General features: G+C 70.9%; 19 protein-coding genes, 1 tRNA gene and 2 pseudogenes. 10 read left to right on the top strand and 12 right to left on the bottom strand.

What is annotated here, in order from left to right; all coding sequences use genetic code 11:
- Window positions 1-39 precede the first annotated feature (39 nt).
- Window positions 40-1,329, top strand: coding sequence for a polysaccharide deacetylase family protein (locus tag AC067M_RS02605; protein WP_478695121.1), 1,290 nt, complete (start codon window positions 40-42; stop codon window positions 1,327-1,329).
- A 116-nt stretch (window positions 1,330-1,445) separates the two neighbouring features.
- Entirely contained in the window at window positions 1,446-2,621 is a 1,176-nt protein-coding gene (locus tag AC067M_RS02600; protein WP_478695120.1) for an amidase domain-containing protein, read from the top strand.
- Here the strand turns inward: AC067M_RS02600 and AC067M_RS02595 are convergent.
- From AC067M_RS02595 to AC067M_RS02580, 4 genes and pseudogenes are all read right to left on the bottom strand, one after another.
- Window positions 2,609-3,181 (bottom strand): DUF4383 domain-containing protein, encoded by a 573-nt coding sequence (locus AC067M_RS02595; RefSeq protein ID WP_478695119.1) that lies wholly within the window; start codon window positions 3,179-3,181, stop codon window positions 2,609-2,611. The genes AC067M_RS02600 and AC067M_RS02595 overlap by 13 nt on opposite strands.
- A gap of 110 nt (window positions 3,182-3,291) precedes the next feature.
- Window positions 3,292-4,665 carry a hypothetical protein gene (locus AC067M_RS02590; protein ID WP_478695118.1) on the bottom strand — a complete coding sequence of 458 codons (1,374 nt, stop codon included), beginning with the start codon at window positions 4,663-4,665 and terminating at the stop codon, window positions 3,292-3,294.
- Between the two features lie 74 nt (window positions 4,666-4,739).
- A complete protein-coding gene (locus AC067M_RS02585; protein ID WP_478695117.1) occupies window positions 4,740-5,561 on the bottom strand; it encodes a DUF4097 family beta strand repeat-containing protein in 822 nt (273 codons plus the stop codon).
- A 105-nt stretch (window positions 5,562-5,666) separates the two neighbouring features.
- Window positions 5,667-7,327, bottom strand: a pseudogene (locus AC067M_RS02580) (IS200/IS605 family accessory protein TnpB-related protein).
- A 269-nt stretch (window positions 7,328-7,596) separates the two neighbouring features.
- Here AC067M_RS02580 and AC067M_RS02575 point away from each other — a divergent pair.
- The 3 genes from AC067M_RS02575 (at window position 7,597) to AC067M_RS02565 (ending at window position 8,854) form a co-directional block, all read left to right on the top strand.
- Window positions 7,597-7,671: transfer RNA gene (locus AC067M_RS02575), tRNA-Val, on the top strand.
- Window positions 7,672-7,746: 75 nt separating this feature from the next.
- Window positions 7,747-8,136 carry a DUF6153 family protein gene (locus tag AC067M_RS02570; protein ID WP_478695116.1) on the top strand — a complete coding sequence of 130 codons (390 nt, stop codon included), beginning with the start codon at window positions 7,747-7,749 and terminating at the stop codon, window positions 8,134-8,136.
- Window positions 8,137-8,215: 79 nt separating this feature from the next.
- Complete coding sequence (locus AC067M_RS02565) at window positions 8,216-8,854, top strand: DUF305 domain-containing protein (RefSeq protein WP_478695115.1); 639 nt, start codon at window positions 8,216-8,218, stop codon at window positions 8,852-8,854.
- 134 nt (window positions 8,855-8,988) lie between these two features.
- Here AC067M_RS02565 and AC067M_RS02560 read toward each other — a convergent pair whose 3' ends face one another.
- Window positions 8,989-9,339, bottom strand: coding sequence for a hypothetical protein (locus AC067M_RS02560; protein ID WP_478695114.1), 351 nt, complete (start codon window positions 9,337-9,339; stop codon window positions 8,989-8,991).
- A 133-nt stretch (window positions 9,340-9,472) separates the two neighbouring features.
- On the opposite strand from AC067M_RS02560, the pseudogene AC067M_RS02555 reads away from it, so the two are divergent.
- Window positions 9,473-9,562, top strand: a pseudogene (locus tag AC067M_RS02555) (GNAT family N-acetyltransferase); the annotation flags it as partial.
- A gap of 48 nt (window positions 9,563-9,610) precedes the next feature.
- Here the strand turns inward: AC067M_RS02555 and AC067M_RS02550 are convergent.
- The gene (locus tag AC067M_RS02550; protein ID WP_478695113.1) at window positions 9,611-10,513 is read right to left on the bottom strand and encodes a ketopantoate reductase family protein; all 903 of its coding nucleotides are present in this window, start codon (window positions 10,511-10,513) and stop codon (window positions 9,611-9,613) included.
- A 103-nt stretch (window positions 10,514-10,616) separates the two neighbouring features.
- Here AC067M_RS02550 and AC067M_RS02545 point away from each other — a divergent pair, with 103 nt between their 5' ends.
- Window positions 10,617-10,847, top strand: coding sequence for a DUF2277 domain-containing protein (locus tag AC067M_RS02545; RefSeq protein WP_478695112.1), 231 nt, complete (start codon window positions 10,617-10,619; stop codon window positions 10,845-10,847).
- 35 nt (window positions 10,848-10,882) lie between these two features.
- On the opposite strand, the gene AC067M_RS02540 is transcribed toward AC067M_RS02545, so the two are convergent.
- The 5 genes from AC067M_RS02540 to AC067M_RS02520 all read right to left on the bottom strand — a co-directional run bounded on the left by AC067M_RS02540 (window position 10,883) and on the right by AC067M_RS02520 (window position 16,741).
- Window positions 10,883-11,488, bottom strand: a complete 606-nt coding sequence (locus AC067M_RS02540) for a DedA family protein (RefSeq protein WP_478695111.1) — start codon at window positions 11,486-11,488, stop codon at window positions 10,883-10,885.
- A gap of 219 nt (window positions 11,489-11,707) precedes the next feature.
- The gene (locus AC067M_RS02535) at window positions 11,708-12,163 is read right to left on the bottom strand and encodes a DoxX family protein (RefSeq protein WP_478695110.1); all 456 of its coding nucleotides are present in this window, start codon (window positions 12,161-12,163) and stop codon (window positions 11,708-11,710) included.
- Window positions 12,164-12,260: 97 nt separating this feature from the next.
- The gene (locus AC067M_RS02530) at window positions 12,261-14,156 is read right to left on the bottom strand and encodes an FAD/NAD(P)-binding protein (RefSeq protein WP_478695109.1); all 1,896 of its coding nucleotides are present in this window, start codon (window positions 14,154-14,156) and stop codon (window positions 12,261-12,263) included.
- Between the two features lie 187 nt (window positions 14,157-14,343).
- Window positions 14,344-15,978, bottom strand: a complete 1,635-nt coding sequence (locus AC067M_RS02525; RefSeq protein ID WP_478695108.1) for an alkaline phosphatase D family protein — start codon at window positions 15,976-15,978, stop codon at window positions 14,344-14,346.
- Window positions 15,979-16,096: 118 nt separating this feature from the next.
- A complete protein-coding gene (locus AC067M_RS02520; RefSeq protein WP_478695107.1) occupies window positions 16,097-16,741 on the bottom strand; it encodes an HNH endonuclease family protein in 645 nt (214 codons plus the stop codon).
- Between the two features lie 417 nt (window positions 16,742-17,158).
- Between AC067M_RS02520 and AC067M_RS02515 the strand changes: the two genes are divergently transcribed.
- Together AC067M_RS02515 and AC067M_RS02510 are read left to right on the top strand one after the other, a co-directional pair.
- Window positions 17,159-17,737, top strand: a complete 579-nt coding sequence (locus AC067M_RS02515) for a TMEM165/GDT1 family protein (protein ID WP_478695106.1) — start codon at window positions 17,159-17,161, stop codon at window positions 17,735-17,737.
- Window positions 17,738-17,932: 195 nt separating this feature from the next.
- Window positions 17,933-18,607 (top strand): HAD-IA family hydrolase, encoded by a 675-nt coding sequence (locus tag AC067M_RS02510; protein WP_478695105.1) that lies wholly within the window; start codon window positions 17,933-17,935, stop codon window positions 18,605-18,607.
- Between the two features lie 38 nt (window positions 18,608-18,645).
- Here AC067M_RS02510 and AC067M_RS02505 read toward each other — a convergent pair whose 3' ends face one another.
- Window positions 18,646-19,707 carry a peptidoglycan-binding domain-containing protein gene (locus AC067M_RS02505; protein ID WP_478695104.1) on the bottom strand — a complete coding sequence of 354 codons (1,062 nt, stop codon included), beginning with the start codon at window positions 19,705-19,707 and terminating at the stop codon, window positions 18,646-18,648.
- 161 nt (window positions 19,708-19,868) lie between these two features.
- Between AC067M_RS02505 and AC067M_RS02500 the strand changes: the two genes are divergently transcribed.
- Window positions 19,869-21,905: a DHA2 family efflux MFS transporter permease subunit gene (locus tag AC067M_RS02500; RefSeq protein ID WP_478695103.1), complete on the top strand. Its 2,037-nt coding sequence runs from the start codon at window positions 19,869-19,871 to the stop codon at window positions 21,903-21,905.
- Window positions 21,906-22,131 lie beyond the last annotated feature (226 nt).

Genomic DNA, 22,131 nt, shown 5'->3' with positions numbered 1-22,131 from the left:
GCACCGCAACCCCCCACTCCCTCGCAGAATGAGCCGCACATGAAGTCACCGTCGGGCCGCCGCCGGAAAACCAGGGCACCCCGCCGGACCACCCCGCCGGGGGTCCTGGGCCTGGCGGCCCTCCTCGTCATCGCGTCCCTGGTCGCGGGCTACCTCGCCCTGACCCGCTCGGACAACACCGCGCCGACCGCGTCCTCCGGGACGGGAGGCGGCACCACGAAGGGCTCCGCCGGCGCGAACCGGGAGGAACCCGAGTGGGACGGGAAGACGAAGGTCCTCGGAGACGGCTCCACCTCCTACACCGGCCCCCAGACCGGCCAGCTGAAGGCCGTGCCGCTCAAGCCCGGTGAGAAGCCTCCCCAGTTCGTCGTCTTCTCCTGGGACGGCGCCCTCGCGGGCGACGACGAGCTCTTCCAGCACTACCGGAAGATGTCGAAGGACTACAACGCCCACATGACCTTCTTCCTCACGGGCATCTACCTGCTGCCCAAGAGCAAGAGGGACCTGTACTCCCCGCCGCAGCACTCCAAGGGCGCGGCGGCGATCAGTTACCCCACCGACGAACACATCCGCACCACGCTGGAGCAGCTCGGCAAGGCGTGGAAGGAGGGGAACGAGATCGGCACCCACTTCAACGGCCACTTCTGCGGCGCCAAGGGCGGCGGGGACTGGAGTGTCGAGGAGTGGAAGAGCGAGATCGACCAGTTCTTCGAGTTCGCCGAGAACTGGAAGACCAACACCGGCTACAAGGACATCGACCCGCTGCCGTTCGACTTCAAGAAGGCGGTCACGGGCGGCCGCGCGCCCTGCCTGGAGGGTCAGGAGAACCTGATCAAGGCCGCCAAGAGCTACGGCTGGCGCTACGACGCGTCTTCCCCGGGCGCCTTCCAGGTCTGGCCGTCGAAGAAGGGCGGCCTCTGGGACTTCCCGCTGCAGGCGCTCCCCTACGACGGCGGCGACTACCAGGGCCTGTCCATGGACTTCAACTTCCTGGCCAACCAGTCCGACGGCCAGCCCGACGGCGATCCGTCCCGGTACGCCGAGTGGCAGCAGGAGACCACCGACGCCTACATGGCGGGCTTCAACCGGGTGTACTACGGCAGCCGGGCCCCGCTGTTCATAGGCAACCACTTCGAGCAGTGGAACGGCGGCATCTACATGAACGCCGTCGACGAGGTCATCAAGAACGTCTGCACCAAGAAGGACGTCAAGTGCGTGTCCTTCAAGGAGCTGTCCGACTGGCTCGATGTGCAGAAGCCCCAGACCCTTCAGGCGCTGCGCACGCTGGATCCGGCGCAGGGGCCCGACTGGCCGACCCTCGTGAAGTGACGTTCCAGTAACGTCCGGAACCCGCAAGGGCATCCCTCTTCACAACGCCCACACATGCCATGCAAAGATGCCCTTCCCCGGCCATCCCTCCCGCCGGGGCAAGAGGGGAAACATCAGTGAAGTCAAGGAAATTGAGCCGTACGCGCCGCCGCGCAGCGATACTCGGCGCGGCAGCCACCTCCGTGGTCGCCGGAGTGGCGCTGCTGCCCAACTGGAGCGCCGGCGCGGCAGTCGTCGACGACCCCACGGTCGACGCGAAGACCAAGGCCACCTTCCAGCGGCTGGCGGACGCGGTGTTCACCGACCGCACCGACGCCCTGGTCGACGGCCAGCAGGGTGACCGAGCCAAGCCGCTGACTGACGGCTTCTCCGGCGACGTCAAGCTGTCCTCCGGCACCGCCCGCACCGAGGACACCACCCTGTCCTCGCTGGAGCAGCGCAAGGACAAGCTCGCCAAGGCGGGCGAGAAGTACAGCAAGGCCAGCACCACCGTCACCCTGAACGCCACGCGCGTGACGGGCCGTACGGCCAAGGCGGCGGTCACCGAGACCACGACCCTGACCTACGCCAAGGCCCGCGGCAACGCGCCGAAGACCACCGGCTTCCAGGCCCAGCACGAGCTGACCTTCAAGGCCGACAGCCAGGGCAACTGGCAGCTCACCGGCATCCAGGACACCGACCAGGGTGGCCTCGCGGTGAACACGCTCTCCAAGCCGAAGTCCGTCAAGGCTCCCGCCCCCGAGCCCGACGACACCATGCCCAGCGCCCCGCGCGCGGCGACCACCCGCAACCCGGCCGCCGTCCCGAAGACCGCCACCACCTACGACTACAAGGCGATGGCGGCCTACGCCGAGAAGTTCTGGAACGTCTACAACAAGGACTACCCGGACTACAACGGCCACGGCGCCGGCGGCGACTGCACCAACTTCGTCAGCCAGTCCCTGAAGGCGGGCGGCTGGAAGCACGTGCCGGGTTACGTCTACGACTACACCAAGTGGTTCGGCAACAACGAGATCCAGTCGGACTCGTTCGTCGGCGTCAACGAGTGGTCCTGGTTCGCCCAGAACTCCAAGCGGACCAAGCCGCTCGCGAACGTCTACCAGCTCGAGGTCGGCGACGTCCTCCAGATGGACTTCGACCGCGACGGGTCCAAGGACCACACGATGATCGTCACCTACAAGAGCGGCGGCGTGCCGTACGTGACGTACCACTCCAACAACACCCTGCGCAGGTCGGTGGCGAGCCTCGTCGCGTCGTACCCGACCGCGTACTACTACGCCTACCGCACCTGATCCTCCTCGTGCGGAGGCCAGTTCTCCCGTAGTTCGCGCTGGCGGTCCCGCTCCTCGGCCAGGTCGGGGTTGCGGGCCCGCCAGTAGGGGTTGTCATGCGGCAGGGCGGAACCGACCCTGCCGTACATCCCGAAGACCATGAGCAGGATGCCGGCGACGAAGGTGAACATGACGTTCTGGATCTCGAAGGCCAGGAAGTTGTAGTCCGTCTCCAGCAGGCCGAGGAACAGGAATCCGTTCAGGATGAACAGGACGCCGAGCACCATGTTCAGCGTCGACGCGAAGTTCCCGCCGATCACCATGCCGACGAAGAGCAGCAGCCCCACGCCGATCGACAGCCAGCTGAGCGCGCCGTTCGTGTTCAGGCTCCAGAGGGTGTCCCCGCCGGTGTCGAAGAAGCCGATGTTGTCGACGACACCGAAGACGCCGAAGACGACCAGCGCCAGACCCATCAGGCCCGCGCCGATCCGGTAGACCATGTTCAGGCGGTGGTCGACGGGAAGGTGCTCGTCGAAGTCGATGCGCCTGCGCGAGCCCGAGCGCTGTACGTGCGTGGCCATGTCCGCCTCCCTTGGATGCGAGCGGAGGCTGTACGTCCGTTCCCTTCAAATATCCGCCCACCGCGCCCCAGGCAGCAACAGGACGGGCAACACAGCGGGCCTACGGCGCCTCAGTGCCCGGCCCCGCGCTCCTCCCGGATCCGCGCCACCACGTCCGCCACGGCGTGCCGCACCGCTTCCGTCTCGGTCAGGAAGTGCCAGTAGTCCGGGTGACGGCCCTCCAGGCCGGCGATCGCCCGCTCCAGTCGGGCCACGGAGTCGTCCAGCGGCCGGGCGTCCCGCGGGTCGGGCGTGTTGCGGCCCGCCATGGCCAGCCGCTGCGCGTCCCGGATAGCGAACCGCGTCCGGTCGATCTCCTGCTGCGGATCCTTCTGCACGGCGTTCAGCCGCGTCAGCCGGTCACCCGCCGCCGACACGGCCTCGTCGGTGGTGTTCAGCAGCGCCCGCGCCGTCGACAGCAGCGCCGTCGCGTCCGGCCAGCGCTGGGCGTCCCGCGCGGCCCGCGCCTCGGCCAGCCTCGCCTCCGCCTGCCGTACGTGCTCGGCCGCCTGCTCCGGCACATGCTGCAGGTCCTGCCAGCACGCCGCCGCGAACCGCCGCCGCAGCTCACTCAGCACCGGCTCCACCTGCCCGGCGCGGGTCGTCAGCGCCTCGGCGCGGGTACGCAGCGACACCAGCCGGTGGTCGATCTCCGCGGCCTTCTCCGGCAGCCGCTCGGCCTCCACGCGGATCGCCTCGGCGTCCCTCGCGACCCGCTCGGCGCGCTCCAGCGTCCGCGGCACCCCGTGCTGCCCGGCGCCCTGGTTCAGCTTGGTCAGATCCGGCGACAGCGCGGCGAGCCGGGCCGCGAGGTCGTCCGCCGTCAGCCCGGAGCCCCGGACCGCGTCCAGGGCGTTCGAGGCGGCGAGGAGCGCCTGCCGGGCCCGTTCCACGGCCGGCGCGAGCCGCGCCAGCTGGGTCTCCGCCTTGCCCAGCAGCGGCCCGAGCCCGTCGGTGAAGCGGTCCAGCTCCCCCTTGACCCGGCCCAGCTCGTCCTTCGCCTTCGTGAGTGCGGTACGCGCCTGCGCCGCCGCCGAGGCCTCCAGATCGTCCCGGTCGAGGTCATGGGCGTCGACGGCGCTGATGTACTGGTGGCTGGCCTCGTCGATGCGGCCGCTGATCGCCTGGAAATCGGCGACCGCCCGCCGCGCGGCCGGGGAGTCGTCGACCGCCGTGATCGTCTCGATCGAGATCCTGAGGTCCCGCTGCGCGGTGTCCAGCTCGTAGAACGCGGCAGCGGCGGCGTCCTTCGCGGCCTGCGCCTCCGCCCGCTGGCTCTCCGCCCGCCCGCCGAACCACCGCCGCGTGCCGCCCCCGGCGAACGCGGCCGGCAGCGTCAGCGCGGCCAGCAGCGGCAGCCCCACCAGGGTGAGGGTGTCCCGCAGCGCGGTTCTGTGCGCGCGCGGCGCCGACGGCGAGTACGGCCGCGGAGGTGTCGCCGTCACATCCCTCTCCCGTGCTGTCATTCGCCCTGCCCGGTGTCATTCTCCCACCGTGTAAGGACGAACACACGGGCCGGTTAGTTCACGGTCCGCACCGTGACTTTGCCGTCGCCGGTACGGGCCGACACCACATGCGAGCTGGACTCGTCCCGAGGCACCGACACGTCCACCCCGCCGTCCCCGGTCTCCGTCGTCACCCGGTACGTCGCCGAGGGCAGCGCGATCGTCACGGAGCCGTCGCCGCTGCGGGACTCCACCAGCTCCGGTATGGAGCTCAGTTCGATGTGGGCGGAGCCGTCACCGGTGTGCGTGCTCACCCGGCGCGAGGAGACGTCGGCGCGCACCGAGCCGTCGCCGGTACGCACCTTCAGGGAGCCGGAGGAGTCGGTGACGCGCACCGAGCCGTCGCCGGTCCGCAGCTCCAGCGGCCCCGAGGTGTCGCTGACGCGCACGGAACCGTCCCCCGTGCGGATGTTCAGCGCGTCCCGGAAGCCACTCGCCCGCACACTGCCGTCCTTGTCCTCGACCCGCACCGCGACGCCCCGCGGCACCTCGATGCGGTGCTTGGCCGCGCAGTCGGCGACCACCCCGGAGCATTTCACGCGCAGGGTGATCCGGTCGTCCTCGAACGACCAGGTGACCTTCGGCTCCTTGCCCACGACCACCGACCCCTTGAACCAGCGGGTGACCTCGATACGGCCCGCCTTGTTCGAGTCCGCCGAGACGATCTCCAGCGCGGAGTCGTCGGAGTCGACGGTGAGGGTGCGCCCTTCCAGCGTGAAGGACCGGTGCTCGGGCTCCTTGTCGTCCGCGGGGGAGGCGCAGGCGGTGGCGGTGGCGACGAGGGCCACGACGGCTCCTGCGGCGAGCGCGGTGCGGACGGCGACGGTACGGGCCATGGTGATCTCCCCCTGGGACGGACGGCGCGAGCTGCGCCTGCCCTACGACCGTATGGACCCGCGCCCCGGCACGGGATCCGGCGCACTCCCGGATCCGGGGTGGGGTTAACCGTTCCTCCGGGGTGGGGATAACCAGTCCCAGACACTGAGCGGGAGTGCGTCCTGTTGCCAGGGCTCATGCTCAGCCGAACGCCCCGAACGGTGTTGGGCGTTCTGGTCCGCCGCGTTCGCTCCGTGTCCGGCGCGTACGGATCGTGTCCGTGGTCCGGGGATGCGGGGGCGGCTTCCCTCACGCCCCGGGGTGGGCGGGCCGGCCTGGACGGTCCGATGCCCCTGCTCATCGCTCCGGTGAGCAGGGGGCGGTGCCGTCCGTCGCCGGACCGGGTGCCCCAGGGCGCGTCTTCCGATCGCCCCGGCGGCTGCGTCGTGGCGGGTGGTCTTGCGGGTGTCGGTGGTGAGGGGTTTGTGCCAGTGCTGCGCGCCCCAGCGGCTGGTGTAGGCGGGGTCGACGGCGATGACGGGGATGCCGAGTCCGGCCGCCATGGCCACGAGCCGGGCCCGCAGCCTGGCCAGGGGCATGCCGGAGATCAGCTTGCGGAAGCGCTTCTTGCCGCCGTGCTTCTCCCGGGTGGTCTCCGCGGTGAAGTCCAGGTCTTCCAGCGCGATCGCCAGGCCGTGGCGCCTGGCCCAGTGCAGCAGGCGGATCAACGCATGACGGACCTGGGCGTCGCGGTGGTCGGCGGTGCCGGTGAGGTCGTAGCCGAAATGTCGGGGTTCGCCGACGGGGTTGCCGTGTGCGTCCAGACGCCACGCGGCCAGGTGGTCGGCATTGGTGTCCACCCCCACCACTCCGCTGGCGCGGGCCGTGGCCAGGGGGACGGTCCGGAGGGGGGGATGGTCCAGGAGGCGGTCAGGTACCAGCGGCCGCGCACGGTGTCTTCGTGGATGCGGTAGGCAACCGCCCGACCGGCGGTGACCCGGTCGCGCCACTGCTCGCCCCGGTGCGCGAAGCCCACCCGGGCGCCGAGCACATACCGGCCGTGCGGCGCGTTCGCCAGGTGCGCCAGCGGCGCGGGAAGCTCGACCGAGACCTCACCGCCGGGGCTGACACGGATGGTCTCGTTGCCGAACCGCTTGCCGGACTCGCCGTCGGCCTGGAGGAAGCGGCGTTCGGCCTGCCATCGCGTACGCCACTCAACTTCGCTGAGCTGAGCTGTGTCCAGGTGGTGGCGGGTGTTCAGCAGCCGCTTCTCGCCACGAACCACGCGCACCCGCCCGGCCTCACGCTCGACCCGCGCCGCCTCCAACCGGTCGGCCAGCACGTGCAGGCGGCGGGTCTTGGCATGCCACTCCCGCTTGCTGCGGTAAGCGCCCGGAACCCTCTTGCTGCCCTTCTCTTCGACCGGCAGGGACAGCCGGTGCTCGATCGCCCGCACACCCGCTTCCAGGCTCTGGATGTGTGCAAGCTGGCCGCGCCGGGCCAGCGCCCACTGATCGTGCGTTGCCTTCGTGATGCTGCCCGCCCAGCGAGACGACGACTGCGGGGTCAGGGCGCGCTTGCGCTCCGCCCATCGCTCGGCGTCGTGCTCCAGCCCGACCGCGCACCGCGCCTTCAGATCCCGGGCAGCCAGCCCACCCAGATGATCACCGACCAAACGCAGTACTTTCTCGTCCCCGGCCGTCAGCTCCTTGAGCCGGTCACGAACCGCCACTCCCGAAGGGCCGGGAACCACGAACGGCGCCGCGATTTCCCGCAGTCCGCCCATACCCTCACCCCGCCCCGCGTCAGCCGAAGACCCCGTCCCACAACCCAACGACCATCTCTGGCGGAGGTCACACACTCGACAGACAAACTCTTGTTCCCTGCGCAGGGCTGCATCAGCCACCGCCACTCATGCACGCCAGAACCTACTCAAACGCTGTCACGCGCCAGCAGCTCACATCCCCTGTCCCGCCGGGACCCCGGGGCCGGACACGTACGGGAAACGGGTTTGCGGGGCAGTGCCTCCGGCAAGGTAGGCTGTCGACTCGTCCTGGGTGCGTAGCTCAGGGGTAGAGCGCCTGCCTTACAAGCAGGATGTCGGCGGTTCGAAACCGTCCGCGCCCACCAGGAGTGCGAAGGGCCCCCGTGCAGACACGGGGGCCCTTCGCGTGTCATGGTCCGGCTGTCCGTAGGATGTGCCGCGTGAACGGCCCCGAGCAGTACGTCCCGCGCCCGCCCCTGCGGCGGTGGCGCGCCTGGTGCGTGCTCGGGCTGCTGGTGGGGCTGCTGTCCATGCACGGGCTGGCGCCCGGCGGCGCGCCCCACGCACACTCCTCCACCCGGGTCATGGCCACCGCCGAGACCGCGCACGACGGCTGCGCCGGAAACGGCCACTGCGGCGGGCACGCCCAACACGCCGACGCCACCTGCGCGTCGGGCGCGGTGAGCGGCGGGCCGGTGGTGCCCGGGCTCGTGCCCGACCCCGCGCCCGTGCCCGTGACGGCCGAGACCGTGTGCTCGTACGCCCTCACGGACCAGGACGGCGCTCGGGCGCCACCCTCCCTGGCCGAACTCCAACTCCTGCGGATCTAGACACCCCCGCGCACCGCGTCACCGACCGACGCGGCGCACCGGCATGTCCAGAATCCTTCCGCTCCACAGGAGTTGACGCATGACCACTCCCCGTACGCTGACCCGACGTGCCGCCCTCGTGGCGGCGACCGCGACCGCCGCGCTCGTCCTTGCAGCCTGCGGCGGTGACGGCGACCATGAGGGCGCCCACGGCTCCTCGTCCTCGCCCTCCTCGGCGAGCGCCGGTGCCACGGCTGAGGCGGGCGCGCACAACGCCCAGGACGTCTCCTTCGCGCAGGGCATGATCCCGCACCACCAGCAGGCGCTCGAGATGGCGGCACTGGCCGCCGACCGTGCCTCCTCCGCGCAGGTCAAGGACCTCGCGGCGCGGATCGAGAAGGCGCAGGACCCGGAGATCAAGACGATGACCGGCTGGCTGAGGACCTGGGGCGAGGACGTGCCCGACTCGTCGTCCGGCATGGACCACTCGGCCCACTCCGGCATGGCCGGAATGATGGACGAGGCGGACATGGAGAAGCTGGACAAGGCCTCCGGCAAGGAGTTCGACTCCATGTTCCTGACGATGATGGTCGAACACCACGAAGGCGCCGTCGAGATGGCCACGGCCCAGAAGGCAAAGGGCCGGTACGCCCCCGCCAAGTCCATGGCCGGCGACATCGTCACCGCCCAGAACGCGGAGATCGAGGAGATGAACAAGCTCCTCGGCAAGAAGGGCTAGGGCGACACGGCCCAGGGTCTTTCGTTTGGATCAGGCCGGATCAGGGAGCGGGGTCCGGTGCCGTGCGTCGCACGACAACGCGGCGAGGCGCGGTGCCGGGGCCCGCGAGCCCGGCATGATCCAAACGAGAGGCCCTAGTCCTGGCCCTCCTCCTCGGGTGGGGTCTCGTGTGCGTGCTTCAGCCGCATGCGGGCCTCCACCCGGTCCGCCGCGGCGACCTCGGACCAGAAACGGTGGCAGCTCACGAACACCGCGAGCTCGTGTTCCCGCTGCCGGAGCTTCTCGACCTCGGCCTGCTCGTCGGCCGTCCAGCCCGGGGAGGCGGGGCGCTCCACCTTGCGCCAGCCGTTGTCGTCGCTGAAGGCGTCCAGCGGCTCGACCGACCAGGGGAGCCGCTTCAGCAGGGCCGACAGCTCGGCCCGGACCTGATGCAGCTCCTCCTGGCCGGCGCGCAGGTCGCTCGGAAACTCATAGGTCTTAGCCACAGCACAATGCTACGCCTGTTCGATTTTGAGTGGCGAGTTGTCCCGGGAGGTTCATGCGAACGAGTGTTCCGTCGTGGCGTTCGTGATGCGTGGCGCCGCGACATGGTGAAGCCGTGGCGCCGTGACATCGTGGTTCGAACACGCCGGCTTCGTCCACGCCGCCGACACCACCTCCGTGCCGGCCGGCCGTCCCCGCATACTGATGCGGCTCGACCTGCGCTGACGGATCAGCCCCGACGCACAGCGGCTCGTCGCGGCCGGGATCGTTCGGTCAGTGGCCGGATTCCCTCAACTCCCATACCAGCCGGGCCGTCACGGGCACCTGGACGCCGTGGCGCTGCGCTGCCCGCAGCAACGCCCCGCCGATCGCGTCGAGTTCGAGGGAGCGTCCGGCCTCGGCGTCGCGCTGCATCGACGACTTCGTCCCGGGTGGGAAGGCGTCGTAGCGGGCGAGTGCCTGGACGGGGTCCGCGAGGCCGCCGCAGGCGCGGCTGACGGCGGCCGTCTCCTCGACCAGCGCGGTCAACTCCTCGCGGTGGCCGGTGCGTACGTCGCCCAACGGCAGGCCGTGGCGTGTGGTGAGCAGGGCGAACGGGGCGAGGAACGACATCTTCGCCCACAGGGCGGCCGCCTCGTCGTCGAGGACCCGGGTGGTCGGTCCCGCGTCCGCGAGGGCCTGTGCGAGGGCGTCCAGGCGGGGGCGCGGAACCGGGTCGCCGGCCAGGTCGACCTCGGCGAACGGACTGCCATGCTCGATCACGCCGGGCTCGACCCGCGTCGACTCGACCCGGATGACACCGGGCGCGACGCGGTCGGGGCGGTAGCGCTCGCGCAGGGTCGTCGGGTGCTCGACGCCGTTCAGGAGCGGTACGAGCAGGCCGTCGCCGAGGGCCTCGGGCGTAACGCGGGTCAGGGCCGCGTCGAGGGTGGTGTGCTTGACGGCGACCAGGCAGGCGTCGACGGGCTCGCGCAGCTGCGTGTCCGCCTCGACGCGGGCGGTGAAGTCGCCGAAGACGGTGCTGCGGACGCGGATGCCGTCGGTGCGGAGCGTGTGTGCCGTCTTCTCGCCGGCCAGGCAGATCACGCGGCGGCCCGTGCGGGCCAGCAGCGCGGCGAGCAGGCCGCCCACGCCGCCGGGGCCCAGGACGGCCACGGTCGGTACGTCGTGCGCCATGATGCGGTGATGTCCTCTCGTCGGGTCGGCCCTACGGTGGCCGCCACGGAATGATCATCGCACTCCTGTGTGAGCCCGGGGCGACTTCGGTCACACTGGGAGCATGTGCCGCAGCATCAAGACGCTCCGTCCGCCCGTCCTCCCCGAGGAGGCCACGCAGGACGAGATCCGGGCCGCCGCCCTCCAGTACGTCCGCAAGGTCTCCGGGTTCCGGGCGCCCGCCGCCCACAACCGGGAGGTGTTCGAACGCGCCGTCGACGCCGTCGCCGAGGCCACGGCGGACCTGCTCGACGGACTGGAGATCCGGGGCCAGGCCGCCCGACAGGCGAGCTGAAGAGGTGACCGTGGTAAGGCCCGCCGCGCGCGGGCCTACGCAGGCTGCCTGCGCACGACGTACGTCGCCCCCGCGCCCGCCCCGAAGAGGGCCAGCAGGGACACGCCCGTCGCCAGCCACGTCGTACCGAGCCAGTGTGCGCCGAAGTAGCCGAGGGCGACGCTGTACGTGGCCCAGGAAAGGCCGGCCAGCGCGGACCAGGGCAGGAAGTCGCGGGCGCGGCGCTGGGCGGCGCCGGCGATGAGGGAGACGACCGAACGGCCGGCGGGCGCGAAGCGGGCCAGCACGACCAGCGCGCCGCCGCCGCGGGCGAGCGCGCCGCCGAGACGTTCCTGCGCGGTGGTCAGCCGACGGGAACGGGAGATCGCGCGGTCCAGGCGCGTGCCGCCGCGCCGGGCGAGCCGGTAGGCCACCAGGTCGCCGAGGACGGACGCGGTGGCCGCGCAGAGCGTGAGCACCAGGATGTCGGGGACCGTGCCGGGCACCTGACCCGTCGCCGAACCCGCGGCCGCCGCGGCCGCCGCCGCGATCACAAGAACCCCGCTCGGCAGGACCGGCAGGAACACGTCGAGCAGCACCGAGAGCGCCACCAGCGCGTAGATCCACGGGCTGCCGGTCAGCGACCCCACACTCTCCAGCACTGCTTCTCCCCGTTTGTCTCCCCCGTGTGGCCAGACCGTGCCGCGATGTCGCGGGGGAGCGGCAGGGGCGGCCAATGACAGCCATACAGCGTACGCGTGGGGTGTGACAGGAGGTTCACCGGGGGCACGAGTGTTCGGCACAGCACTTTCACCAGTGCGGACGCGAAGGCGCCCTCCCCGCCGGTGCGAAGAGGGCGCCCGCTGCCTGTGCGGAGGGATTCAGGCCGCCACCGGCGAACGCTCGGCCGCGGACGGCTGCTCCTCGGCCGTACGCCGGGAGATGAGCTTGTCCAGACCCAGGGCTCCGGAGCCGGTGAAGACCAGCAGCAGGAAGGCCCAGCAGAACATCGCGGAGGCCTCGCCGCCGTTCTCTAACGGCCACAGGGCGTTCGGCTGGTGGACCTTGAAGTACGCGTACGCCATCGAGCCCGAGGCGAGGAACGCGGCGGCGCGGGTGCCGAGTCCGACCAGGACGAGGCTGCCGCAGACGAGCTGGATCACGGCCGCGTACCAGCCGGGCCAGGTGCCGGCCTCGATCGTGCCGCCGTTGGAGCCCACGGCCCCGCCGAGGACTCCGAAGAGCGAGGCGGCGCCGTGGCAGGCGAAGAGCAGGCCGACGACGATACGGAACAGGCCTATGGCGTACGGCTGCGCCCTGTTGAGGCGAGCGGACATGTGGGGACACTCCTTCGGTTTCGTTTCTGACCGGTCGGGGACTGGACCGATCGGTGGCGCGCGGCGGTACCGAACGAGGGACCCAGGCTAGGTGGCTCTATTTGGTGCTTGCAAGTTCAACTTCTGGCCATGGTTTGGCTTCCGTTTGGTGTTCCGTTTGCGTTTCGGCTGCACGTAGGACGGCTCTGGCCACCGAATCGGCGTCCGAAAGTGTGACCGAATCCACCCCTGGCCGAGCGCCCGCCGCAGTCACCCAGTGCACCCCCTCCGTGGGGACTCCGAAGGCGAACCTCCTTGCATGGAACCGTCCTTGACGGTCAATCAGATGATATGGGCGCTCTGTGACATCCACTCCTCCCGTCTCATAACCGTCGACGGTGTGCGGGCGGCACTGCCCGCTCCTCAGCAGCCGGGCGAGGAGCTCGTCGGCGGTGCGGCGCAGGCTCGGCTCCGGGAGCCGGGCCTCCATGAGGGTGGTCACACGCACCTCGGAGCCCCGCACCACGGGCGAGCGCGCCACCCAGGCCCCGTCCTCCTCCCGCACCTCGAGGCCGGGCCCGAGCACCTCCACCACGCCCGCCTCCACCAGCGCGACCAACTCCTCGATACGCCGGCGGGGCGGACCGATCGACAGGAACGCGTTCAGCGGGGTGTACCAACGGTCCAGGTGCTCGCGCCGGGACGCGCCGGTGAGGCCGCCGTGGTCGACGATCAGCCGCAACTCGTTGCGCAGGTCACGCAGAACGTCGAGGGCCGCCTTCAAGGGGCCGCGCACGTTGCCGAGAGCCGCCTGCGCCGCGTCCTCCCGCAGATGCCCGAGCAGCCACTCCCGCCACCGCGCCGGATCCGCGAACTCCTCCTCCGCGTACGGCCGCGAGACCCGCTCCCAGCACCAGCGCTCGGCATCCCGGACTCCGAACTCCTCCAGTACGCGCGCCTCATCGAAGCCGCCGTGCGGGACGGCGAGGAAACGCTCCGCGAACTCCGGCCGCCCGGTCAGGGCCGCGTAGTACACCGTCTCCACCTCCTTCGCCACCAACGGCCATATCTCCGCGAGGAAGTCCGGCGCCTCCCCGGAGTCCGCGCGCTTGCGGAAACCCGCGACCACCTCCGGGGTGAGCACCAGCGGAACGTGCCGGCCGTACGGCCCCTTCGCGTTGTCGCCGCGCGCCTGATACGGGATGCCGCGCCGCGAACCGGCGTACAGGCGCGGCTCGCGCCCGGACGGTATGTAGCGCGGGCCGCGACGGTCGCGTACGAAACGGCCGCCGCGTCCTGTCGTCAACAGGGCGACCTGGTCGAAGAAGTTGAGGCCCAGGCCGCGCAACAGCACCGGTTCGCCGGGCGCGATCGGGGAAAGGTCGAGGTCGGCCGGGTTGGCAGGCGGAATGTGACGCAGGCCGTGCCGCTCGGCGTAAGCGGCGAGACGCCGCCCGTCCGCGTCCGCGACCACCGGGAGGTGCCCCTGGGTGAGCACCACCGCGGACAGGCCCGACAGCACGTGCCCGTCGTCGAGCGTCAGCACCTGCCGTCCGTCCGGGGCGTCCTCCAGCCGTACCGCCCGGGCCGCATGCGTCTCCACGCGCACCGCGGGTGGCGCCTCACGCACCACCCGCGCGAACACCCACTCCAGATAACGGCCGTAGTCGGCGCGGGTCGGGTAGTCGTCGGGGCTCAGCTCGCCGCCCGCCCACTCGTGCAGGCTCGGCCCCGGACGGATCGGGCCCGAGCAGTCCACGCTGTCGTCGGTGAACAGGGTCACCTGACAGGCCACCGTGTTCATCAGCAGCTCTCGCGACTGCGCGGTACGCCACACCCTGCCCGGGCCGGGCGGCGCCGGGTCGACCACATGGACCGTCAGCCGCGCACCCGGCGGCAGGAGCTCCGGTGCGGAGGCGCACAGGCGCTCCAGGACGCTGGTGCCGCGCGGGCCGGCACCGACGAGGGCGACGGAGATCGCCACCGTTTCCGCTTCCGCGTTCGCTGCAGACAAAGGGGTGTCTCCTGGGCGTGTGGGGCGCAAGGGAGGGGGCCGCCCATGGGAAGTGGACGGTCCGCCTCATCATGCCCCCGGGTGTCACGGAAGCCAACGCACGCCCTTCGCGCCCCAGTTGTCCCATATATGGCCTCATGTGGCTCATATGTGGCCCTCATGCGGCCGCTTGTAGCCGCATGCGGCCTCATATGGAGGAGAGGGTGGACTCCTTCACGGTCTCGAGCGTCCCGTTCGCCCGCGCCTGCTCAAGCCGCAACCGCGCCGAACGCCCGCGCATCGTCAGCGTCATGAGCTGGTTGCCGAACCAGGGTCCGTCCGTCTTCCGCCAGTCGACCGGCGGCCGCGCACACCGTCCGTGCCGGGCGAAGAGACGCCCCAGAGCACGAGCCGGCGCGCTCCAGCCGAAACGGAAGCTGAGCCTTATCGACAGCGGGATGGAGTTGTGGACGGGTGAGCAGGTCAGCTGGAGCACCCGCGCCTCGGGCCCCCGGGAGGACCAGTGCGGCTCCGCCACGTACGCGTGGTGCACGTCCCCGGACAGCACGAGCACCGTCGCCGGCGCCTCAGGACCCGACCCTGCGTCCGCGATCAGCCGCGCCAGCGAGGCGAAGGACGCCGGGAACGCCGCCCAGTGCTCCAGGTCCGCCGCCCGGCGCAGCTTCTCTCCCCACCGCGCCCAGCGCCGGCCCCGCACGCCCCGCGCCAGCGCCGCGCTCCACGCCTCCGCGTCGTGCACCAGCTGCGGCAGCAGCCAGGGCAGGGAAGTGCCGATGAGGAGGTGGTCGTAACTGCCCGGGTCCTCCAGCGCCTGCGCGCGTACCCACTCCGCCTCGCCCGGGTCGAGCATCGACCGACTGTCCTCGTCCAGGACCCGCGCCGCACGCGAGTCCACCATCACCAGGCGTACGCGCCCGAAGTCGCGCCGGTAGCTCCAGCGCGCGGTCGTCGGATCCACGTCGGCCTCGGCGGCGAAGGCGTGCAGCAGGTCGGTGCCGTCGGGGCTCTCGCGTACGGCGGAGTAGAGCGGGTCGGCGGCGAGTTCGGCCGGCGCGAGGTTGCCGATGTGCTGGTGCACCCAGTACGACATCAGGCCGCTCAGCAGCCGCTCGCGCCACCAGGACGTGGCCCGCATGTCGGCGAGCCAGGAGGCGGAGGTGTTCCAGTCGTCGATCACGTCGTGGTCGTCGAAGATCATGCAGGTCGGCACCGTGGACAGCAGCCAGCGCACCTCGGGGTCGAGCCAGGACTCGTAGTAGAGCCGGGTGTACTCCTCGTAGTCGGCCATCCCGGTACCCGGGGGCTCGGAGAGGTCGCGCCGGCCGGCCAGCCAGCGCTGGGTGGCGTCGGAGGTTTCGTCCGCGTACACCTGGTCGCCCAGCAGGAGCAGCACGTCGGGCCGCTCGCCCGCCGGGTCGGCGGCGATCCGGGTCGCCAGCGTGTCCAGGGCGTCGGGACCGACCGGGTCGTGCCCGTCGGCGGGTGGCGCGGCCCAGCGGCACGAGCCGAACGTCACCCGCACGGCCTCACTGTCGCCGTCGGCCGGGGTGCTGATCACGGAGGGCGGGAAGGGTGAGTCGGGCAGCGGCCAGGCACGGGCGCCGTCGAGCAGGACCTCGTACGGGGCCGAGGCGCCCGGTGTGAGTCCGGTCACCGGGATCAGGGCGTAGTGGTGGCCCGCGATCTGGAAGGTGTGGGCCGCGCCGCGGGCGCCGTCCGAACAGTGCACCTCGGCGGTGCACGGGTGGCTCGTCTCGACCCAGACGGTCGCGGACGAGCCGTCGACGTATCTCAGCAGTGGTCCCAGGCGCAGTTCGGCCACGGTATCGCCCGTCCCTTTCCATGGTCGGGCTCGCCTCGGGGACGCGCCCTCCTTCGTCGCCCCGTACGGTACGGAACGACGGAGGAGGACGGGGAGATCCCTGCGCTCAGCAGTTCACTCAGCAGCTCGCGAGGTAGCTGGTGAGCGCGCTCTTCTCGGCGGAGTCCACGGAGAGGTCGTAGTAGTACTTCACCTGGACCCAGGCGCGGACGTAGGTGCAGCGGTAGGCCGTGCGCGACGGCATCCAGGTGGCCGGGTCCTGGTCGCCCTTGGCCTGGTTGACGTTGTCGGTGACGGCGATGAGCTGCGGGCGGGTCAGGTCGTTGGCGAAGGCCTGGCGCCGCGAGGTCGTCCAGCCGCTCGCGCCGGAGTCCCAGGCCTCGGCGAGCGGGACGAGGTGGTCGATGTCGAGGTCGGAGGCGGCGGTCCAGGTCGCGCCGTCGTACGGGGAGTACCAGCTGCCGCTTGTGGAGGCGCAGGAGGAGTCGGTGACGACGCCGGAGCCGTCACGCTTGAGGACCGTCTCGCGGGTGTTGCAGCTGCCGCTGATCGTGATCCAGAGCGGGAAGAGGTCGCGGCTGTAGCCGGTGCGGTCCTCGGTGGCCACGGTGAGGGAGGCCAGGTAGGTGCGGGCGGTGGCGGCGCTGACCGGGGTGGGGAGGGCGGCGGAGGCGGTCGGGGAGTTGAACAGTGCGACGGAGGCTATGAGGCCGGTGAGGGCCGAGAGTATGCTGAGGTGTCGACGCGCGTAGAACTTCGACATGCGAACTCCCTTGGGGTGGGGCGGCGTTGGGGTGCGGGCGAGGGAATGCTCGCGGCGCCGTGTTGCGGTGGGGTGTGGGGCGGGTTAGAAGTTAATGACGCGTACATGACACGACAAGGGGTGCGGGCAGGGGAGTTTTCACGGGCGTCACGTACGATGGACGGAGTTGAAGGGGAGTAGCTCTTCGCCGGACCGTCGACATACTGCTCAGCTCGCCTGAGCCGGCGCCCGGAGGCGGACCTCGGTCATGAGGTCGGCCAGCGAGACCTTCGGCAAGCAGTGCACACCCGTGTCGTACGGCACGGGCGCCGAGTGTGCTGCCGTGCCGAGGTGTCATGTCGCAGGGCCGCGAAGGCTTCGAAGGTCGCGAAGGTTCAGAACACTCTCGGTGGGGCGGCCCCGACCGATTGAGGACCCTTGATCAGCTTCACCGTGACAGCGCTCGTGTTCGGCGTCGTCTTCCTCGCCGAACTCCCGGACAAGACGGCCCTCGCCGGCCTCGTCCTCGGCACTCGCTACCGCGCCTCCTACGTCTTCGTCGGCGTCGCCGCCGCGTTCGCGCTGCACGTCGCCCTCGCCGTGGCGGCCGGCAGCGTACTGACGCTGTTGCCCCAGCAGATCGTGCAGGCGCTGACGGGCGTGCTCTTCCTCGGGGGTGCGGCGGTGCTCCTGATGAAGAAGGGCGAGGACGAGGAGGAGGTCCGCAGTCCCGAGAACCAGTCCTTCTGGAAGGTCGCCGGCGCCGGATTCATGCTCATCCTGGTCGCCGAGTTCGGTGACCTGACCCAGATCATGACCGCCAACCTCGCGGCCCGCTACGACGACCCCCTCTCCGTCGGCCTCGGTGCGGTCCTCGCGCTGTGGGCGGTGGCCGGGCTGGGCATCGTCGGCGGAAAGGCACTGATGAAGCGCGTGCCGCTGCGGCTGATCACACAGGTGGCGGCCATGCTGATGATCGGGCTGGGGGTGTGGAGCCTCTGGGAGGCGGTGTCCTGAGGGCTCTGGGGGCCGGCGTGAGCTGAACGGCGGGTGAACGGTTGCGGGAGGTTGCGTCGGGGCTCTGGCGCATCCGGCCCCGGTTTTGTACCGTAGAGGAACAAAGTGGCTCCCGCCCGTTTTCCCTGACCGGCGGGCGGGGCGCTTTGTTTCTTTTGCGTTCTCCCGTGCTTGAGCCTGTGCTTGGAGCTGCCGATGACGGCCACCGCCGTGCTCACCGCCCGCGCCCTCCTCCTCGACATGGATGGCACCCTCGTCAACTCGGACGCCGTGGTGGAACGCATCTGGCGCCGCTGGGCAGAGCAGCACGGGCTGGACGGCGACGAGGTGATGAAGGTCGTCCACGGCAGGCAGGGCCACGCGTCGATGGCACTGCTGCTGCCCGACCGCCCCGTGGAGCAGAACCACGCGGACAACGCACGCATGCTCGCGGAGGAGACCGCGGACATGGACGGCGTCGTACAGATCCCCGGCGCGCGGGACTTCCTCGCCTCTCTCCGGGGAATCCCGCACGCCCTCGTGACCTCAGCGGACGCCGCCCTCTCCACGGCCCGCATGACCGCAGCCGGCCTCCCCCTCCCCGAAATCCGCATCACCGCGGAATCCGTAGGCGCCAGCAAGCCCGACCCCGAGGGCTTCCTCAAGGGCGCGGCCGAACTGGGTGCAGCCCCTGCGGACTGCGTGGTCTTCGAGGACTCGGGCGCGGGGATCGCGGCGGGGCGCGCCGCGGGGATGCGGGTGGTGGGGGTGGGGGAGCGGGCCAGGGGTTACGGCCCTGACGTGTGGGTGAGTGATTTGCGCGGCGTGCGGGTTGAGGTTTTGAGCGGCGGTGGGGTGCGTTTGGTGGTGGACGGCGGGTTGGGGGCCTGAGGCGCGGCTGAGCCGACCCGGCGTGGGCCGGCTGGTGCTTACGGCTCCCTCGTCTCCGCCTCCAGCGCAGTTCGCGTGGCCGGGCCGTACACGCCCGGTTCGTCGGCCTGGATGCCGCGGGACAACTGGTAGTTGCGGACGGCGTTTTCGAGCTGGGTGTCGTATTTACCGTTGATGTCGTCGTTGTAGAGGCGCAACTGGCGCAGCCGCTGCTGGAGTTCGGTCACCTCGGGGCCGCGATCGCCGCGGCGTAGGGCGAAGGTGTCGGTGTCGGCCTTGTCGGCGCCGGCGTCGGGGCCGCCTTGGCGGGCCGCGCTTTCCTCGGGCGTGGGGGAGCCGGTGGCGGTGACAGAGGGGGTGGCCGGGGTCGGTTCGGTCGAGGGGGACGGGGAGGGGGGTGCGCTCGACGCCGAGCGGGAAGGGGACGGGCTCAGACTGGCCGACGATGGTGCGGTCGTGGGCGTCGGAGCAGGGGATGCCGGGCCGGGTGTGGTCGCCGGGGGTGTGGAACCTGCGCTCGTCGACGGGGCCGGTACCGCCGCTCGTACGTCCTTCGACGCCGAACCGTCCCTCGACGGGGTCTCGTAGGAGAACAGGCCGCTCGCGTACCCGGCCGCGGCCACCACCGCCACGACCGCCGCCGTGACCCCGAGCAGGACCGTCCGGCGGTGACGCTGAGGTCTCCCGGCCCCCGCGTCCGAGGTGGGCAGGTCGTCCGGGGCGTACGTGTCTCCCGGCGCGCCCTCGAACAGGCTCAGGTCCCTCCTGCTGGGCGTGCCCGACGCGGGCGCCAGGGGAGTGGGCAGCGCCGCCGTCGCCTCCATGGGCCCGGGCCGCTCCGCGGCGACCGCGCGCAACGGCATCGTCGCGTCCGGAGCGGGCGGCACCTGGTGCGTACCGTCGGCCTCCCCGGCCTCCCTCTCGATCTCCACGTACGGCCGTATCCGCAGCGGATCGAAATCCTCCGCCGCGGCCGCCTCCGCCGTGCGCGCGGCGCGCAGGGCGTCGGACGCCCGTTGGGTGCAGGCGCACGACGGGGTGTTGTCCCGTGCCCTGAGCGCCCCGCATTCCGGGCACTGATGGCCGTTCGACTCGTCCACGTGTTCGGTCCCTCCCCATACGAATTCCAGAGATTATGCAGATCCTCCACACACGCCCCCGCGTTCGACCCCCGGAACGTGTCCTTCCAACAGGACTCAACGGGCCATAATTGGTCACACCGTTCAGGATGGAGGTGTCACGAGAGCCTCAGGAGGTCTCCATGGCCCTGGACGCGCACGCCCGGACGGGAGAGGCGGAGCGGCATGTGCCCGGCAACGTCCTCGTGTCGATCGGCGCCCTGCTCCTCGGGATGCTGCTCGCCGCCCTCGATCAGACCATCGTGTCGACCGCGCTGCCCACGATCGTCAGCGAACTCGGCGGTATGGAGCACCTCTCCTGGGTGGTGACGGCGTACCTGCTGGCCTCGACGGCCGCGACTCCGCTGTGGGGCAAGCTCGGTGACCAGTACGGGCGGACGCGGCTGTTCCAGATCGCGATCGTGATCTTTCTCGTCGGCTCCGCGCTGTGCGGGGCGGCGCAGGACATGACCCAGCTCATCGGCTTCCGGGCCCTGCAGGGGCTCGGCGGCGGCGGGTTGATGGTGCTGTCGATGGCGATCGTCGGGGACATCGTCCCGCCACGTGAACGAGGGCGCTACCAGGGGCTGTTCGGCGCTGTCTTCGGCGCCACGAGTGTGCTCGGACCCCTGTTGGGCGGGCTGTTCACCCAACACCTGAGCTGGCGCTGGGTGTTCTACGTCAACCTGCCGATCGGTGTCGTCGCCCTCGCTGTGATCGCGACCGCGCTGCACATCCCGCGCCGGGCGACCCCGCACGTCATCGACTACCTCGGCACCGTCCTCATCGCCTCCGTGGCCACCTGCCTGGTCCTCGTCGCCTCCCTCGGCGGCACGACGTGGGCCTGGGGATCCGTCCAGATCGTCGGCCTCGCGGTCCTCGGTGTCGTACTGGCCGCCCTGTTCGTGTCCGTCGAACGGCGGGCCGCCGAGCCCGTCCTGCCCCTGAAGCTGTTCCGCATCCGCACCTTCACCCTCTCCGCCGTCATCAGCTTCATCGTCGGCTTCGCGATGTTCGGCGCGATGACCTATCTGCCGACCTTCCTCCAGGTCGTCCAGGGCGTCTCCCCGACCATGTCCGGAGTCCACATGCTGCCCATGGTGCTCGGCATGCTGCTGTCGTCCACCGGCTCCGGTCAGGTCGTCAGCCGTACCGGCCGCTGGAAGGTGTTCCCGGTCGTGGGCACGGGGGTGACCGCGGTCGGTCTGCTGCTGCTCCATCAACTCGACGAGGGCAGCTCCACCGCCGAGATGAGCGCCTGCTTCTTCGTCTTCGGCCTCGGTCTCGGCCTCGTCATGCAGGTCCTCGTGCTCATCGTCCAGAACGCCGTCTCGTACGAGGATCTGGGCGTCGCCACCTCCGGCGCGACCTTCTTCCGCTCCATCGGCGCCTCCTTCGGCGTGGCCCTCTTCGGTACGGTCTTCGCGAGCCGCCTGGGCGACAAGCTCACCGACGCCTTCCGGGGCGCCCAGCTCCCGCCCGATGTCTCGGCGGACTCCCTCGAGGCCGACCCGCGGGGCATCGCCGCCCTGCCGCCCGCGCTGCGCCCGGAGGCGCTGCACGCGTACGCGTCCGCCATCACCGACGTCTTCCTGTACGCCGCCCCGGTCGCCCTCCTCGGTTTCGCCCTGGCCTGGTTCCTGAAGGAGGAGCCCCTGCGCGGCTCGGTCACCGCGCCCGATGTCACGGAGACGCTGGCCAGCAACCCGGTCGAGCGGTCGTCGTACGACGAGGTGTGCCGCGCGCTGTCCGCCCTCGGCACCCGGGAGGGCCGCCGCGAGGTCTACCGGAAGATCACCGCACGTGCCGGGTACGACCTGCTCCCGGCGGCGAGTTGGCTGCTGCTGCGGATCAAGCGGCACGGCAGGGTGGAGCCGGCCGAGCTCGCGGGCCGCAGCCCGGTACCGCTGGGCGTGATCGTCGAGGCCACCCGGCAGATCGAGGAGCGGCGGCTCGCCGTACGCGCGGGCCCCGACCTCGTACTGACCGATCAGGGGCGCGAGGCCGCCGAGCGGCTGGCGACGGCCCGGGAGGAGTCCCTGGCCGAACTGCTCGGCGACTGGTGGGGACCGGACCGCCCCACCGACCTCACCCTGCTCGTCAGGGACCTGAACGAGGAACTGTGCGGCTCGGACCGCGAACAGCCCCACAACGAGCGCCCGGTGCCACATCCGCGCTGAGCGCTTGGCTCAAAGGCAGGGACTTCGCCGTAAGCGTGGATGACGCCGAACGCGGCGCCGCACTCCTGAACTCCTTGGGCGCGCACCGCTCAAGGTGAGAGCCGGTCCCGGCTTGCGTTTCCCCCGGCGTAGGCCGGGGCCGACTTCGACGGAAACCGCTAGATTTCCGTTCGTATTGCGGCAAGCATAATTTTGGCAAGAGGGCAGATTTAAGCCACTGGCGCCT

It is taken from the genome of Streptomyces sp. NPDC043427, assembly GCF_056436655.1.
Note: the sequence above shows the minus strand (reverse complement) of the source record. Positions and strands in the feature narration are given on the sequence as shown.